General features: G+C 70.7%; 10 protein-coding genes. 6 read left to right on the top strand and 4 right to left on the bottom strand.

Annotation, left to right across the window (positions count from 1 at the left end; translation table 11 throughout):
* Window positions 1-107: 107 nt before the first annotated feature.
* Window positions 108-308 carry a hypothetical protein gene (locus OQ02_RS06980; RefSeq protein WP_033437389.1) on the top strand — a complete coding sequence of 67 codons (201 nt, stop codon included), beginning with the start codon at window positions 108-110 and terminating at the stop codon, window positions 306-308.
* A gap of 15 nt (window positions 309-323) precedes the next feature.
* Here the strand turns inward: OQ02_RS06980 and OQ02_RS06975 are convergent, their stop codons facing one another.
* On the bottom strand, window positions 324-2,618 hold the full coding sequence (locus OQ02_RS06975; protein WP_033437388.1) for an FdhF/YdeP family oxidoreductase: 2,295 nt from the start codon (window positions 2,616-2,618) through the stop codon (window positions 324-326).
* A 286-nt stretch (window positions 2,619-2,904) separates the two neighbouring features.
* Window positions 2,905-3,834 (bottom strand): hypothetical protein, encoded by a 930-nt coding sequence (locus OQ02_RS06970; protein WP_156076907.1) that lies wholly within the window; start codon window positions 3,832-3,834, stop codon window positions 2,905-2,907.
* Between the two features lie 66 nt (window positions 3,835-3,900).
* On the opposite strand from OQ02_RS06970, the gene OQ02_RS06965 reads away from it, so the two are divergent.
* The 3 genes from OQ02_RS06965 to OQ02_RS06955 are packed head-to-tail and all read left to right on the top strand — an operon-like array spanning window position 3,901 to window position 8,293.
* A complete protein-coding gene (locus OQ02_RS06965) occupies window positions 3,901-6,540 on the top strand; it encodes a valine--tRNA ligase (protein WP_033437387.1) in 2,640 nt (879 codons plus the stop codon).
* Entirely contained in the window at window positions 6,537-7,901 is a 1,365-nt protein-coding gene (folC, locus tag OQ02_RS06960) for a bifunctional tetrahydrofolate synthase/dihydrofolate synthase (protein ID WP_033437386.1), read from the top strand. Before OQ02_RS06965 ends, folC begins: the two co-directional genes overlap by 4 nt.
* Window positions 7,898-8,293, top strand: coding sequence for a DUF4233 domain-containing protein (locus OQ02_RS06955; protein ID WP_033437385.1), 396 nt, complete (start codon window positions 7,898-7,900; stop codon window positions 8,291-8,293). The genes folC and OQ02_RS06955 overlap by 4 nt, the downstream gene beginning before the upstream one ends.
* 1 nt (window position 8,294) lies before the next feature.
* On the opposite strand, the gene OQ02_RS06950 is transcribed toward OQ02_RS06955, so the two are convergent.
* Window positions 8,295-8,588, bottom strand: coding sequence for a hypothetical protein (locus tag OQ02_RS06950; protein WP_051771963.1), 294 nt, complete (start codon window positions 8,586-8,588; stop codon window positions 8,295-8,297).
* 177 nt (window positions 8,589-8,765) lie between these two features.
* Here OQ02_RS06950 and OQ02_RS06945 point away from each other — a divergent pair, with 177 nt between their 5' ends.
* Window positions 8,766-10,295: an alkaline phosphatase D family protein gene (locus OQ02_RS06945; protein ID WP_033437384.1), complete on the top strand. Its 1,530-nt coding sequence runs from the start codon at window positions 8,766-8,768 to the stop codon at window positions 10,293-10,295.
* 158 nt (window positions 10,296-10,453) lie between these two features.
* Window positions 10,454-15,973 (top strand): pullulanase-type alpha-1,6-glucosidase, encoded by a 5,520-nt coding sequence (gene pulA, locus OQ02_RS42225; protein ID WP_081915437.1) that lies wholly within the window; start codon window positions 10,454-10,456, stop codon window positions 15,971-15,973.
* A 226-nt stretch (window positions 15,974-16,199) separates the two neighbouring features.
* On the opposite strand, the gene OQ02_RS06935 is transcribed toward pulA, so the two are convergent.
* Window positions 16,200-16,901, bottom strand: coding sequence for an NUDIX hydrolase (locus OQ02_RS06935; RefSeq protein WP_033437477.1), 702 nt, complete (start codon window positions 16,899-16,901; stop codon window positions 16,200-16,202).
* Window positions 16,902-16,961 lie beyond the last annotated feature (60 nt).

The following is a 16,961-nucleotide window of genomic DNA, read 5'->3' as shown; positions in this document are numbered from 1 at the left end:
TGCGGTCGCGAGGGTGTCAATGTCGGTCGTCACAACCCGTACATCGACACCCTCGCCCCACATCTCCAGGTGCCTACCCCTTGGAATCAATCATCTAGGGGGACACCATGCCGCACGACGACCTGCTGCTCGCCGTGGCGATGCAGCGGATGCACGACGACCACACCCGCGCCGAACGCCACCGACTGGTCGGCACCAGGCGGCTGACGTTCCTGGCCGTGCGGTTCAGGCTCGACTGGCGGGTGGTGCGGGAGCACCGCGTGCTGGTCGCCGGCATCGGGCTCTCCTGGCGGCGAGCGCCGGGCTGACCAACCCGGCCGGGATCAGGTCTCGATCCTCTCCAACCGCACCACGATCGACTTGGACGTCGGCGTGCCCGACACGGTGGCCGTGGAGTCCAGTGGCACCAACGCGTTCGCCTCGGGGAAGTACGCCGCCGCGCAGCCCTTCGCCGTCGGGTAGGACACCACGCGGAACCGCTCGGCCCGCCGTTCGGTGACGCCCGTCGGGTCGTCCGGCCACTCGCTGACCAGGTCCACGTGCTGCCCGTCGAGCAGGTCGAGCGCGTCCAGGTCCTCCGGGCTGACGAACACCACCCGCCGGCCGTTCTTCACACCCCGGTAGCGGTCGTCCAGGCCGTAGATCGTGGTGTTGTACTGGTCGTGGCTGCGCATGGTCTGCAACAGCAGCCGACCCGGCGGCACCCGCAGCACGGTCAGGTCGTTCGCGGTGAAGTGCGCCTTGCCGGTGCGCGTGCCGGTGAACTCGCGGGCGTCGCGCGGGGCGTGCGGCAGCACGAAACCATCCGGCCGGCGCACCCGCTCGTTGTAGTCGTGGCAGCCCGGCACGACCCGCGCGATCCGGTCCCGGACCAGGTCGTAGTCCTTCTCGAACTCCTCCCACGGCACCGGGTGGTCCGGTCCGAGCACCGCCCGCGCCAGCCGGCACACGATCGACACCTCGGACAGCAGCCGGTCGCTCGCGGGCGCCAGCCGGCCGCGGGACCGGTGCACCACCGACATCGAGTCCTCGACCGTGACGAACTGCTCGCCGGTGTGCTGGAGGTCGCTCTCGGTGCGCCCCAACGTGGGCAGGATCAACGCCGTGCGCCCGTGCACCACGTGCGACCGGTTGAGCTTGGTCGACACCTGCACGCTCAGGTCGAGCTTCCGCATGGCCGCCTCGGTGACCCGGGTGTCCGGTGAGGCCGCGACGAAGTTGCCGCCCACCGCGAAGAACACCTTCGCCTCGCCGTCGCGCATGGCCCGGATCGACGCGACCGTGTCGAACCCGTGCTTGCGCGGAACGGGGATGGCGAACTCGTTCTCCAGCGCGGCCAGGAACTTCTCCGGCATCTTCTCCCAGATGCCCATGGTCCGGTCGCCTTGCACGTTCGAGTGGCCGCGCACCGGGCACAGTCCCGCGCCGGGCTTGCCGATCATGCCCCGCACCAGGGCCACGTTCGCGATCTCGCGGATCGTCGGCACGGAGTGCTTGTGCTGGGTCAGCCCCATGGCCCAGCAGAAGATCGTGCGCTGCGACCCGGCGAGCATCCGGGCCAGCAGTTCGACCTGCGCGCGCGGCAGGCCGGTGGCCACGTCGACCGCGTCCCAGTCCAGTCGGCGGACGTGGTCGGCGTACTCGGCGAAACCGTCCGTGAAGCCCTCCACGAACTCGCGGTCCACCGCGTCCCACGACAGCAGCAGGTTGCCCACCGCCTGGAACAACGCCTGGTCGCCGCCGAGCCGGATCTGGAGGAACTCGTCGGCCAGCTCGGTGCCCGCGCCGACGAGCCCGCGCACGTTCTGCGGGTTCTTGAACCGCAGCAGCCCGGCCTCCGGCAGCGGGTTGACCGCCACGATCTTCGCACCGGCCCGCTTGGCCTCCTCCAGCGCCGACAGCATCCGCGGGTGGTTCGTGCCGGGGTTCTGGCCCACGACCACGATCAGGTCGGCGCGGGTGAAGTCGTCGATGCTCACCGAGCCCTTGCCGATGCCGGTCGTCTCCGACAGCGCCGCGCCGGACGACTCGTGGCACATGTTCGAGCAGTCCGGCAGGTTGTTCGTGCCGAACGACCGCACCAGCAGCTGGTACAGGAACGCGGCCTCGTTGCTCGTGCGGCCCGACGTGTAGAACACGGCCTCGTCCGGGCTCGCCAGGCCGTTCAGGTGCGAGGCGATCAACGAGAACGCGTCGTGCCACTCGATCGGCTCGTAGTGCGTGGCGCCCTCGCGCAGCACCACCGGCTCGGTGAGCCGACCCTGCTGACCCAGCCAGTGGTCGGTCTTCCCGGCGAGCTCGGCGATCGGGTGCTCGGCGAAGAACTCCGGGCCGACCCGCCGCCTGGTCGCCTCCTCGGCCACCGCCTTCGCGCCGTTCTCGCAGAACTCGGCGAGCTTGCGGTGCCCCTGCGGCTCCGGCCACGCGCAACCGGGGCAGTCGAAGCCCTCACGCTGGTTGAGCAGCCGCAACGTGGCCGCGGTGCGGGTCACGCCCATCTGCTCGACCCCGCGCTTGATCGACACCGCGACGCCGGGGATGCCCGCCGCCCACCGCTTGGGTTCGCTGACGTCGAGCCGGGACTCGTCGATGTCCTGCCGGGGAGGCTTGCGGTCCATACCCCATATTGTGCCGCCGGCGCACCCCGCGCGAGCGCGCCGGCGGTCCTGCCCGATCGCCGGTCGTGGTCAGGCCGACGCGGGACCGCTGTCACGGGCCCCAAGGGGTTGCGAACGGCCCGTGAATCCGGCGTCCTCACCTGCGACGAGCCGGTGATCAACGTCAATTGTGAGCGGCGCCACTATCGAGCGAATCGTCCGAATGGGTGACCCGTCGATCGGGTCGGCGGCCACCCGACGAGGCCGGTTCAGGCCGGTTCAGGCCGGGCAGTTCACTCTGGGCAGTTCACTCTGGGCAGCCGTCGGCCGGTGACGACGGCGAGCCGAGGTCGAAGTCCAGGCCGGGAGGCAGGGACGGCTCGGCGGACGCCGGCGCGAGGTAGCCGCGCTTCGCCGCCGAACACGCGATCGAGTGCAGCGAGCCCGCCGACGCGTCCGCCCACAACCCCTCGACGCCGGGGTCGCCCGTGCGCACCGAGTACCGCACCTGGAACCGCGACAGCGCCACCACGTCCAGCGGCCCCCGCACCGCGTCCGGCTGGGCGGGCACGAACGCGTAGGCGAACGTGTAGTCCGTGCGCACGACCAGCTCACCGTCCGGCCCGGCCTCCGCGGTCATCTCGCCCCGCACCTTCGGCTCGACCTCCGCCAGCCGCGCACCCTTGTCCACCCGCGTCACGACCAACGCCGCCTCACCGTCGTTGCGGCCGTCGAACAGCACCCGCAGCGAGTCGCGGAGGTCCGGCGCGAACAGCCCGAAGAACGGCTCCAGGTCGTGGTCCCGCACCACCCGCCGGTCCAGCCGGGCCGCGACCACGGCCTCCCGAACGCGCTGGTAGGCCGCCGCGACCTGGTCGGCCGAGTGCACCCCCACCTGCCTCGCCTCCGGCACCACCACACCGGCCTCGCCGTCGGCCCACGAAGCCGCAGACGTGCCCGCGAACGGCTCGTCCAGGTCCACCGTCGGCTGCCCCGCCCGTGAACCGGACTGCGAACCGGACTGGGTCTCGAACACCGCCCACGCCAGCAGCAATGCCGCCACCGCGATCGCCAGCCCGACCCAGAACCGCCGCCGGGGCCGCCTCGGCAACGACTTCAGCCGCCGCACCCGCGCCTCGCGCTCGGCCCGCCGCACGGCGTCCCGCGCCCATCCGTCGCCCTGGAGGTCCGGGTGGTCCTCGATGCGGTACTCGTCCACGTTCCCCCCAGTCGCCACGCTCACCGAAACCGCTAGCAGGTATCTGGTTAGAAGTCGATACCCGCTCCTCCGTAGACTTCGACCGTGACTGAGACGCCCACCGCACCGCAGCGATCCGAACTCCCGCCGGCGTGGAACCCGGCCGAGGTAGAGGCCGGACTGTACGAGCGGTGGGTCGAGCGCGGCTACTTCACGGCCGACGCGACCAGCGACAAGCCGCCGTTCTCCATCGTGCTGCCGCCGCCGAACGTCAACGGCAGCCTGCACATGGGCCACGCGCTCAACCACAGCATCATGGACGCGCTCACCCGCCGCCGCCGCATGCAGGGCTACGAGGTCCTGTGGCTGCCCGGCACCGACCACGCGGGCATCGCCACCCAGACCGCGGTCGAGCGCGCCCTGGCCGGCGAGGGCAAGTCCCGCCACGACATCGGCCGCGAGAAGTTCGTGGCCCGCGTCTGGGAGTGGCGCGAGGAGGTCGGCGGCCGGATCCTCGGCCAGATGCGCCGCCTCGGCGACGGCGTCGACTGGACCCGCGTCCGCTTCACCATGGACGAGGGCCTGTCCCACGCCGTCCAGACGATCTTCAAGAAGCTCTTCGACGACGGCCTCATCTACCGCGCCGAGCGCATCATCAACTGGTGCCCGCGCTGCCAGACCGCGCTGTCCGACATCGAGGTCGACCACTCCGAGGACGACGGCGAACTCGTCTCCATCCGCTACGGCTCGGGTGAGAACTCGATCGTGGTCGCGACCACGCGCGCCGAGACGATGCTGGGTGACACGGCCGTGGCCGTGCACCCGGAGGACGAGCGGTACAAGCACCTGATCGGCACCGAGGTCGAGGTGCCGCTGACCGGGCGTCACGTGCCGATCGTCGCCGACGAGCACGTCGACCCGAAGTTCGGCACGGGCGCGGTCAAGGTGACCCCGGCGCACGACCCGAACGACTTCGAGATCGGCCAGCGCCACGACCTGCCCGCGCTCACCGTGATGGACGGTCGAGGCGTGATCACCGTGCACGGGCCGTTCCAGGACATGGACCGCTTCGAGGCGCGTCCCGCCGTGGTCGCCGCGCTGCGCGAACAGGGCCGCATCGTGGCCGAGAAGCGCCCGTACAAGCACTCCGTCGGCCACTGCTCGCGCTGCGACACCGTCATCGAGCCGCGCCTGTCGATGCAGTGGTGGGTGAAGGTCGCCCCGCTCGCCGAGGCCGCCGCCACCGCGGTCCGCGACGGCCGCACCACCATCCACCCGCCGGAGCTGGCCAAGCGCTACTTCGACTGGGTCGACAACCTCAACGACTGGTGCATCTCCCGCCAGCTGTGGTGGGGCCACCGCATCCCCGTCTGGTACGGCCCCAACGACAAGGTGATGTGCGTCGGCCCCGACGACGAGCCGCCCGGTGAGGGCTGGGTGCAGGACGAGGACGTGCTCGACACGTGGTTCTCGTCCGGCCTCTGGCCGTTCTCCACGCTGGGCTGGCCCACGCAGACGAGCGACCTGGCCAAGTTCTACCCGACCAGCGTGCTGTCCACCGGCTACGACATCCTGTTCTTCTGGGTCGTCCGGATGATGATGTTCGGCCTGTACGCGATGGACGGCAAGCAGCCGTTCGACCACGTGTTCCTGCACGGCCTCATCCGCGACCAGCACGGCAAGAAGATGTCGAAGTCGCGCGGCAACGGCATCGACCCGCTGGACTGGATGGACGCCTACGGCGCCGACGCCACCCGGTTCACGCTGCTGCGCGGCGCGAACCCCGGCTCCGACCTGGCCATCGCCGAGGAGTGGGCGGCGGGCTCGCGCAACTTCACCACGAAGCTGTGGAACGCCACCCGGTTCGCGCTGGGCAACGGCGCGACCGTCGACCGGCCGCTGCCGCCGCGCGACGAGCTGACCGACGCCGACCGCTGGATCCTCGACCTGCTCGACCAGCTCGTGTCCGATGTGGACGCCCAGTTCGAGTCGTTCCAGTTCGCCAAGCTGAGCGAAGGGCTCTACCACTTCACGTGGGACGAGTTCTGCGACTGGTACCTGGAGCTGGCGAAGGTCCAGATCGCCGAGGGCGGCGCGCGGGCCGAGGCCACCCAGTCCGTGCTCGGCCACGTGCTCGACGTGGTGCTGCGGCTGCTGCACCCGCTGACGCCGTTCATCACCGAGACGCTGTGGACCACGTTGACCGGCGGCGAGTCGCTGGTGATCGCGGACTGGCCGAAGCCGACCGGTGCCGCGCGCGACGAGGTCGCCGCCACCCGGATCGAAGGCCTGAAGAAGCTGGTCACCGAGATCCGCCGGTTCCGCTCCGACCAGGGCCTCAAGCCCGCGCAGAAGGTCGCGGGCAAGGTGCGCGGCGCGTGCTGCGTCGACCTGACCGACCAGGTGGCGGCCGTGCGGGCGCTGTCCCGGATGACCGAGCCCGGCGACGACTTCTCGGTGACCGTGTCCCTGGACGTCGGCCTGCCCGCCGGCACCGTGAAGGTCGAGCTCGACCTGTCCGGCACGGTCGACGTGGCCGCCGAGCGCAAGCGGCTCGCCAAGGACCTCGCCGTGGCCGAGAAGGAACGCGCCCAGTGCGAGGGCAAGCTCGGCAACGCCGCGTTCCTGGACAAGGCGCCGGCCGACGTGGTGGCCAAGATCCAGGCTCGGCTGGCGGCGGCGGACGCCGAGATCGAGCGCATCCACGCCCGCCTCGAAACCCTGCCGCAGGGGCAGCAGTCGTGACGGGGTTCGAGACCGGTGGGCTGGAGGAGCTGCGCCAGGTCGAGCTGGAGCTGAACACCCGGTGGCCCGAGACCAAGCTGGAGCCCAGCCTCGACCGCATCCGGGCGTTGGCCGACCTGCTCGGCGACCCGCAGCAGACGTACCCGGTGGTGCACGTCGGCGGCACGAACGGCAAGACGTCCACCTCGCGGATGATCGACGCGCTGTTCACCCGGATCGGGCTGCGCACCGGCCGGTACACCAGCCCGCACCTCCAGCTCGCCACCGAGCGGATCAGCGTGGACGGCGCGCCGGTCAGCCCGGAGCGGTACGTCGAGATCTACCGCGACATCGAGCCGTACCTGTCGATGGTGGACTCGCGCAGCGAGGTGCCGATGAGCAAGTTCGAAGTGCTCACCGGGATGGCGTTCGCCGCGTTCGCGGACTCGCCGGTGGACGTCGCCGTGGTCGAGGTCGGCATGGGCGGGTCGTGGGACGCGACGAACATCGCCGACGGCCGGATCGCGGTGATCACGCCCATCGGGCTCGACCACGTCGAGTACCTGGGCAGTGACCTCGCGGGCATCGCCGAGGAGAAGGCCGGGATCATCAAGCCCGGTGCGGTCGCGTTGCTGGCCCAGCAGGACCCGGCGGTCGAGCAGGTGCTGCTGAGGCGGTGCGCCGAGGTGGACGCGTCCATCGCGCGGCTCGGGTCCGAGTTCGGCGTCGTCCAGCGGGACGTCGCGGTGGGCGGGCAGATGCTGCGGCTGCAAGGGCTCGGCGGCGAGTACGACGAGGTGTTCCTGCCGCTGCACGGCGCGCACCAGGCGGCGAACGCGGCGTTGGCGTTGGCGGCGGTGGAGGCGTTCTTCGGTGCGGGCGCCGACCGCCGGCTCGACGTGGACGCGGTGCGCGAGGCGTTCGCGACGGTCAGCTCGCCGGGCCGGCTTGAACGCGTCCGGTCCGCGCCGACCGTGCTGGTGGACGCGGCGCACAACCCGCACGGCGCGGAGGCGTTGGCGAAGGCGCTGGACGAGGAGTTCGGCTTCCGCAAGCTGGTCGCCGTGGTCGGTGTGATGCAGGAGAAGGACGCGGTCGGCATCCTCGGCGCGCTGGAGCCGGTCGTGCAGGAAGTGGTGCTGACCGCCAACTCCTCGCCGCGGGCGATGGACCCCGACCTGCTGGCCGGGGTGGCGATCTCGATCTTCGGTGAGGACCGGATGGTCGTGCGGCCACACCTGGACGACGCGATCGAGGAGGCCGTGCGGCTGGCCGAGGAGAGCGACGACGGCGACGTGCTGTCCGGCGGCGGTGTCGTGGTGACCGGTTCGGTCGTCACGGCGGGCGACGCGCGGGCCCTGTTCGGCAAGGAGCCGTCATGACCTCCGCCGCCACGCCGGCACCGGCGCCGAAGAAAGACCCGATGAAGTCGTTCCGCGGCATCATGGCGGGCACGCTGATCCTGGAGGCGATCGTCGTCGCCCTGGCGCTGCCGGTGGTGGCGAAGCTGGGCGGCGGTGTCGGCACCGGCACCGGGTACCTGGTGCTCGGGCTGATCGTCGCGCTGATCGGGACGTGCGCGGTGTTGAAGCGCTCGTGGGCGGTGTACCTGATCGCGGCGATCCACGTCGTGATGGTGGCGTCGTGGTTCGCGATGACCGCGCTCGGCGGCATCGGCGTGGTGTTCACCCTGGTCTGGGTGTACCTGCTGTGGCTGCGGCGTGACGTGGCCAAGCGCATGGCCGAGGGGCGGCTGCCCAGCCAGCAGGGCTGACCTACCGGTCCGCTGGTCGGTACAGCGCCCGCACGATCGCGTAGCAGACGGCCTGCAAGCCGAGGGCGATCAAGGCGTGGACGAGCCAGGCCCCGGCGAGCGTCGGCCCGCCCCAGGCACCGTCGAGACCGGGGTCGGCGGTGAACGGGTGTCCGATCGCGCCGATCGTGTCCGGCCAGAACGGGTACAGCCAGCCACGCGTTACCAGGTACAGGGCGAGCACCACGGGCACCGCCGCGGCGAGGGCTCGGCCTGCACCCGGGCGTGGGTGGAGCTTGAGGCGTGCGGTGTTCATGGCTCGAACGCTAGGCGCGGCGGCGGGCCGGCACGTCGTACTGCGGGACCGACTCTGCCGTCGTACCGGGGTACCGGTCGGGCGAGTACCCCGGTACCACAGGTCGCTCCGCACTGGGCCCGTGGGTGACGGGTTCCGTTCACCCGGAATTCGGCTTCACCGATTACAAACCCGCACATGAGCGATGGTGTGGTGAACCGGCGGACGCTGCTGCGCGTCGGTGCGATCGGTACGGCCGCGGCGTTCGTCCCGAGCGGTGTGGCGTTGGCGCGTGGCGGGGATCGGCCGGTGCTCACGCATGGCGTGCAGTCCGGTGACGTGACGACCGACGGCGGTCTGGTGTGGACGCGGGCCGACCGGCCGTCGCGGATGGTGGTCGAGTTCTCGTCCGACCCGTCGTTCCGCCACGCGAAGACCGTGCGTGGCCCGCTGTTGACGCCCGAAACCGGCGGCACGGGCCGGGTGCGGCTGCGTGGCCTGCCCGGTGGGCGGGAGGTGCACTACCGGGTCGTCGCCGAGGACCTGGACGGCCGCACCCGCAGCGAGGCCGTGCCCGGCAGCTTCCGCACCGCGCCCCACGGCCGTGAGGACGTGCGGTTCGTGTGGTCCGGTGACGTCGCCGGGCAGGGCTGGGGCAGCAACCCGGACCTGGGCGGCATGCCGATCTTCGGCGCGATGGCCGCCCGCCGGCCCGACTTCTTCATCAACAGCGGCGACACGGTGTACGCGGACGGTCCGCTGAAGGAGTCCGTGACGCTGCCCGACGGTCGGGTGTGGCGCAACCTGGTGATCCCGGAGAAGCTGAAGGTCGCCGAGACGCTGGACGAGTACCGCGGCCAGTTCGCGTACAACCTGCTCGACCCGCAGTACCGGGCGTTCGCCGCGCAGGTGCCGATGATCGTGCAGTGGGACGACCACGAGGTGACCAACAACTGGTACCCGGGCGAGATCCTGACGTCGCCGCTGTACACCGAGAAGCGGGTGGACGTGCTGGCCGCGCGGGCGTTCCGGGCGTTCCACGAGTGGCAGCCGATCGACCCGCGGCAGGCGGTGGACGGACGGGTGTACCGGAAGTTCGCGCACGGCTCGCACGTCGAGGTGTTCGTGCTGGACATGCGCACGTACAAGGACGCCAACACGTCCCCGCGCGACGGTCGGGGCGTCGTGCTGGGCGCCGAGCAGGCCCGCTGGCTGGTCGACTCCCTGGACCGCAGCCGGGCCACGTGGAAGATCATCGCCGCGGACCTGCCGATCGGGCTGACCGTGCCGGACGGCACGGACATCGAGGGCGTGGCCAACGGGCTGCCGGGCGCGCCGGGCGGGCGTGAGCACGAGCTGGCGTGGGTGCTGAGCGAGCTGAAGCGGCGGCGCGTGCGCAACACGGTGTGGCTGACCGCCGACGTCCACTACACCGCCGCGCACCACTACTCGCCGGCGCGGGCGTCGTTCCAGGACTTCGACCCGTTCTGGGAGTTCGTCTCGGGTCCGCTGAACGCGGGTGCCTTCGGCCCGAACACCCTCGACCCGACGTTCGGCCCGGAAGCCGTCTTCGTCAACGCCCCACCGGCCGCGAACACCACGCCTTTGGACGGGTTCCAGCACTTCGGCGAGGTCGAGGTGTCCCGTGACGGCGAGCTGACCGTGTGGCTGCGAGACATCAAGGGCGCGTCGCTGTGGAGCAAAACCCTCCAACCCGAACGGCGCTGAGCCGTCGGTCTTCGGGCCGCACCACGGGTGACGCAAGGTTCTGCAAGGACTTGCAGCCATCTGGGCCTTGTTCGGACTGAGATTGTCGTGGTTTTGTGCAACCCGCCCCGGCTTCCCGCCGGGGTGTGGTTGCAAATTCTTGCGACAAGGAGGTCGCGATGCGTCGGGCCGTCGCCGCGCTCATCGCCCTGGCCGTTGTGCCGTTCGTACCACCACCCACCGGCGCCGCGCCCGAAGTCCAACGGCTCGCCGTCGGCGCCGTCACGGACCTCGCGCCCGGCGTCCAGGGCGGCGACAAGGCGCTGGCCAAGGACGCCTTGCGGGCCGACATCACGGGTGAGCGGTTCTACTTCGTGATGCCCGACCGGTTCGCCAACGGCGACCCGCGCAACGACCGCGGCGGCACGGCCGAGACCGATCGGCTGAAGAGCGGCTACGACCCCGCCGACAAGGGCTTCTACCACGGTGGCGACCTCAAGGGGCTGCACGACAAGATCGACTACCTGGACGGCATGGGGATCACTGCGATCTGGATGACCCCGATGTTCCAGAACCGCTGGGTGCAGGGCTCCGGCGCCGACATCTCCGCCGGCTACCACGGCTACTGGACCACCGACTTCACCAAGCTCGACCCGCACTTCGGCACGACCGACGACATGCGGCGGCTCATCCGCGAGGCGCACCGCCGCGACATCAAGGTCTTCTTCGACATCGTCGCCAACCACACCGCCGACCTGATCGACTACGCCGAGGGCGAGTACGACTACGTCGGCACCGGCGCGCAGCCGTACCTGGACGAGCAGGGCAACCCGGTAGACATCGCGGCGATCGCCGGGCAGGAGGACTTCCCGAAGCTGACCGCGCCGTACACGCCGGTCGTCAAGGGCGAGAAGACCCCGGCCTGGCTGAACGACCCGCAGCTCTACCACAACCGCGGCGACTCGACGTTCAGCGGCGAGTCCAACGAGTACGGCGACTTCTTCGGCCTGGACGACCTGATGACCGAGCACCCGGTGGTCGTCGACGGCATGAAGCGGATCTTCACCAGCTGGATCGACACGCTGGGCATCGACGGCTACCGCGTGGACACCGTCAAGCACGTCAACATGGAGTTCTGGCAGGCCCTCGCCCCGCACGTGAAGCAGTACGCGGAGTCGCGCGGCAAGAAGGACTTCTTCGTCTTCGGCGAGGTGTTCGACGCCGACCCGGCGCGCACCTCCCGTTACACCACCACGGGCCGGATGCAGGCCACGCTCGACTTCCCGTTCCAGAGCGGTGCGGCCACGTTCCTGTCCGGCCAGGGCGCGGCACGGCTCGGTGAAGTGCTGGTGGACGACGACCGGTACACCGACGCGGACTCCAACGCCTCCTCGCTGCCGACGTTCCTCGGCAACCACGACATGGGCCGCCTCGCGTGGATGGTCCGGCAGAGCCGTCCGGGCATCTCCGAGGCCGAGCTGCTGGACCGGCTGGAGCTGGGCAACGCCCTGATGTACCTGTGGCGCGGCAACCCGGTCGTCTACTACGGCGACGAGCAGGGTTTCGCGGGCACCGGCGGCGACAAGGTCGCCCGGCAGGACATGTTCGCCTCGCAGACCCCCGAGTACGCCGCCGAGGACCTGGTCGGCAGCGACCGCACCGGCGCGGTGGACAACTTCAACACCGACCACCCGTTGTACCGGCAGCTCAAGGACCTGGCGAAGTTCGTGGACGCGGACCGGGTGTGGCGCGACGGCAACCAGTCGCTCAAGCTCGCCCAGGGTGACGTGATCGCGTTCGGCCGCACGGGCCGCACCGAGCAGGTCGAGCACCTGGTGGTGGCCAACGCCGGCACCGCGCCCGCGACCGTCGACGTCCCCGCCGCGGGCAAGGGCTACCGACCGATCTGGCCCGCCGCGGGTTCCCAGGTGAACCCGGTCGACGGCAAGGTCACCGTGACCGTGCCCGCGCTGTCCGCCCTGGTGCTCAAGTCGACCGGCAAGCTCAAGGCCGCCGCGCCCACGCCGACGTTGGCCGTGCCGCCGGTCGGCACCGTGCTGGACGACCGGGTCGAACTGCGCGCCGACGGCGTCACCTCGCCGTACGCCCAGGCCACGTTCGCTGCGCGGGTCGAGGGTGAGCGCGACTGGCAGGTGCTCGGCACCGACGACGCCGCTCCGTACCGGGTGTTCGCCGACCTCGCCACGGTGCCGGGTGCGGCCGTGGGCAAGAACGTCGAGCTCAGGGTCGTGGCCAAGGACGCCAAGGGCACGTTGGGCGCGGACGCCGCCCGCATCGGGCTGGTCGCCGCGCCGGAGGTCGAGCCGCCCGGCGCGGTGACGTCCGACTGGCTGGTCGTGCACTACAACCGCCCGGCCGGCGACTACGACGGGTGGGGCCTGCACGTGTGGGGCGACGTCGAGAACGCGCCGACGTGGGACGCGCCGCTGCCGTTCGCCGGTGAGACGCCGTACGGCCGGTTCGCCTGGGTCAAGCTCAAGCCGGGCGCGAGATCGGTCGGCGTCATCGCCCACCGCGGCGACGAGAAGGACACCGACGGCGACCGGTTCATCGACCCGAGCGCGACGCCCCAGGTGTGGTTGAAGCAGGGGCAGACCGCGGTGCACGCGACCGAGGTCGCCGCCACCGGCCAGGCCGTGGTGACGCACACCGGTGACGCCACGGGTCTCGTGGTGCGCGCGGGCGGTGCCGACCACCCGTTCACCGGGGGAGTGGCGACCATCCCGGCGACCGCGCCCGTCGAGTTCTCCGTGGTGCGCGGCGACGCGGTCGAAGCGTCCGGTCGCACGGCCGGGCACGCGTGGGTCAACGGCGACAAGGTGTTCGCGAGCCTCGCCGCCGCGCAGAACCGCGCGGTGATCCACTACAACCGGCCGGCCGGCGACTACGCGGACTGGGCGCTCTACCACTGGACCGGTTCGCTGGAGCCGAGTCCGGGCTGGAACGAGTCACGCGTGCCGGACGGCACGGACGGGTTCGGCGTGTACTGGTCGGTGCCGCTCGCGCCGGGCGCGTCCGGGCTGAACAACATCATCCACAAGGGCGACGCCAAGGACCCGGGCCCGGACCAGTTCCTCGACGTCACGGGCACCGGCTACGAGGTCTGGTACGTCTCCGGCTCGACCAGGCCGGACGGGTCGATCTCCTACGTGCTGCCGCCGTCGGGCGGTGCGGGCGTCGAGGACGACCTGACCAGGGCCAAGGCCGTCTGGGTGTCGAAGGACCTGGTGGTGTGGGACGTGCCGGTGGTGGCGAACGACGGCTACCGGCTGGAGTACGACGGCAAGGTGCTGAGGCTGGAGCCGTCGTCGGACGCCGTCCCGGCGAAGTTCCCGCACCTGCAGGGGAAGCCGGTGTTCCGGGTGCGTGACGGCGCACGGCTTGACGAGGCGTTGCGCGGCAAGCTGTCCGCCGTGCACGTCGACGCCGGCGGTGGTCTGCGGCACCGCACGGGCGTGCAGATCGCCGGTGTGCTGGACGACCGGTTCGCCGGAGCCGCCGCGCAGTTGGCCTACGGGCCGACGTTCGACGGTGACAACGTGACGGCGCGGCTGTGGGCGCCCACGGCCTCCTCGGTGAAGCTCCAGGTGTTCGACCAGCCCGGTGGCGCGGCCACGACCGTGGACATGTCGCGGGACGACGCGTCCGGCTCGTGGACGGCGTCCGGGGCGTGGCGGGACAAGTTCTACCTGTACGAGGTGACCGTCGCCGGGCGCGCGGTGACCGTGACCGACCCGTACTCGGTGGCGCTGGCGGTGAACTCCACGCACTCGCAGTTCGCCGACCTCGGTGACGCGCGCACCATGCCCGCCGACTGGTCCGGGCACGTCGCCCGAGGCCTGGACGGCGACCCGACCGAGCACGGCATCACCGAACTGCACGTGCGGGACTTCTCGGTCGGTGACGAGTCCGTGCCGGCAGGCGACCGGGGCACGTACCGCGCGTTCACGCACTCCTCGTCCACCGGCATGACCCACCTGCGGGAGTTGGCCGCCGAGGGTCTGGACACGGTGCACCTGCTGCCGACGTTCGACATCGCGACCATCCCCGAGAAGCGCTCGGACCAGCAGGAACCGGCGTGCGACCTGGCGTCGTCCCCGGCGGACTCCCCGGCGCAGCAGGAGTGCCTGGCGGGGGTGGCCGCGAAGGACGGCTTCAACTGGGGCTACGACCCGTACCACTACGACGTGCCCGAGGGCTCCTACGCCACGGACGACGCGCAGACCGGGTGGGCCCGCTCCAGGCAGTACCGCGAGATGGTGAAGTCGTTGCACGACAACGGCAACCGCGTGGTGGTCGACGTGGTCTACAACCACACCGCCTCCTCCGGTGACGCGCCGACGTCCGTGCTGGACAAGGTCGTGCCGGGCTACTACCAGCGGCTGAACCTCGACGGCACGGTCGCCAACTCCACGTGCTGCGCGAACACCGCCACCGAGAACGCCATGATGGGCAAGCTCGTCGTGGACTCGGTGGTGCGGTGGGCGAAGCTGTACAAGGTGGACGGTTTCCGGTTCGACCTGATGGGCCACCACCCGAAGGCGAACATCCTGGCCGTGCGGGCGGCGCTGGACGCGTTGACCGTCGACGCGGACGGTGTCGACGGGCGGAAGATCCGGATCTACGGCGAGGGCTGGGACTTCGGCGAGGTCGCCGGCAACGCCCGGTTCGAGCAGGCCACGCAGGCGAACATGGCCGGGACGGGCATCGGGACGTTCAGCGACCGGCTGCGTGACGCGGTGCGCGGCGGCGGGCCGTTCGACGCCGATCCCCGCGTGCAGGGGCTGGCGTCCGGTCTGGCGGGCGACCTGAACGGCACGCCCGCGAACGGCGACGTGGCCGCGCGGCTGGCGAACTACAGCGACCTGGTGAAGCTGGGCATGGCGGGCAACATGGCGTCGTACCGGTTCCAGTCCACGGCCGGTGGCGTGATCTCCGGCCGTGACGTGTCGTACAACGGGTCGCCCGCCGGGTACACGGGCGCGCCGGCCGACGTGATCACGTACGTCGACGCGCACGACAACGAGACGCTGTTCGACTCGCAGACCTACAAGCTGCCCGCGACCACGTCGATGGACGACCGCGTCCGGATGCAGAAGGTGGCGCTAGCGCCCGTGCTGCTCGGCCAGGGACAGCCGTTCATGCACGCCGGTGCGGAGTTCCTGCGCTCGAAGTCGTTGGACCGCAACAGCTACGACTCGGGTGACTGGTTCAACCGTTACGACCCGTCGTTGCGGGACAACGGCTTCGGCCGCGGCCTGCCCCCGGCGGCGGACAACGAGGACAAGTGGCCCTACGCCGCGCCGTTGTTGTCCAACACCGCGCTGAAGCCCGCCACGGCCGACATGCGGGCCGCTCTGGGCGACACCCTGGAGTTGCTGCGCATCCGCAAGTCCTCGCCGCTGTTCACCTTGAACGACGCGGCGCTGGTGCAGCAGAAGCTGTCGTTCCCGGCGGCCGAGCCGGGTGTCGTCGTCGCGCTCCTGGACGACACCGTCGGCCCGGACACCGACCCGGCCCTGAACGGCATCCTGGTGATCGTCAACCCGTACCCGGCGGAGAAGTCCGTCACGGCCGAGGGCACCTGGCAGAACCACGCCCTGACCGGCGACAAGGCCACGGTCGCCAACGGCACGGTCACCGTCCCCGCCCGATCGGTGGTCGTCCTGACCCGCTAGTGGTCGGCCAGTTCGACGCGTGACCGGACCTCCTCGGCGCGCAGGATGCGGAACTCCCGCTCCTGCGCGCCGAGCACTTTCAGGAACCCAGACTGTCGGAGGAACGCGCGGAGTGTCGGTGCGCCGCCGCGCCCTCAGAAGAGGCAGACCCGCCGTGCCGTCTACTCCACCTTCCGGCATTCGGCCCGCGGCGTCCGCCCGCCGTTCCTTCGGAACCCAGTCGCGTTCAGCCCGAACGCATCAACGGCGGGAAGAGAAGTTGGGCCGATCCCCTGCGGTAGAGCGCGGCAGGTCGGCCGATCTCAGGTGTGCTGCGCTGGCCAGTAGCGATGAGGAAGTGCTCCGCTCCCGTGACCTTGCGGCGGAAGTTGCTCGGATCGAGCGGGAACCCCCACACGACCTCGTACACGCGCCGGAGGTCGCTGATGCTGAACGGCTCGGTGCAGAAGGCGGTGGCGATTGTCGTGTACTCCAGTCGAGATCGCGCTCGCTCAAGTGCCTCACGCAAGATCATGGCGTGATCGAAGGCGAGTTCGTCGAAGTCGACCGATTCCACCGGAACCCACCGCGCAGCCCTGGCGTCGGTGCCGGCCACCGGTGCGGAGAGGTTCGGCACCAGAGCCAGGTACGCCACGGTGATCACCCGGCCGCGCGGGTCGCGTCCGGGATCGCCGTACGCCTTCAGCTGCTCCAAGTGCAGCCGCCGACCGTCGAGGCCGGTCTCCTCGTTCAGCTCGCGCATTGCGGTGCGGTCGAGCGTCTCGCCATCGCGGACGTACCCGCCAGGCAGTGCGGACATACCTAGGAACGGCTGCTTCCCCCGCTCCACCAGCAACACCTGCAACCTGTCGTCCCGGATGGTGAAGATCACCAGGTCCACCGTCACCGCGACACCGGTGGCGTGGCGAGCTAGGGCGACATCCCTGATCACCACCTCACCATACCCCTAAGGGTCGGATTGACCTGAACTAGGGCCGTACTTATAGTC

The organism is Saccharothrix sp. NRRL B-16314, assembly GCF_000716595.1.
GTDB lineage: Bacteria > Actinomycetota > Actinomycetes > Mycobacteriales > Pseudonocardiaceae > Actinosynnema.
This window is presented reverse-complemented; position numbering and strand designations above follow the sequence as displayed.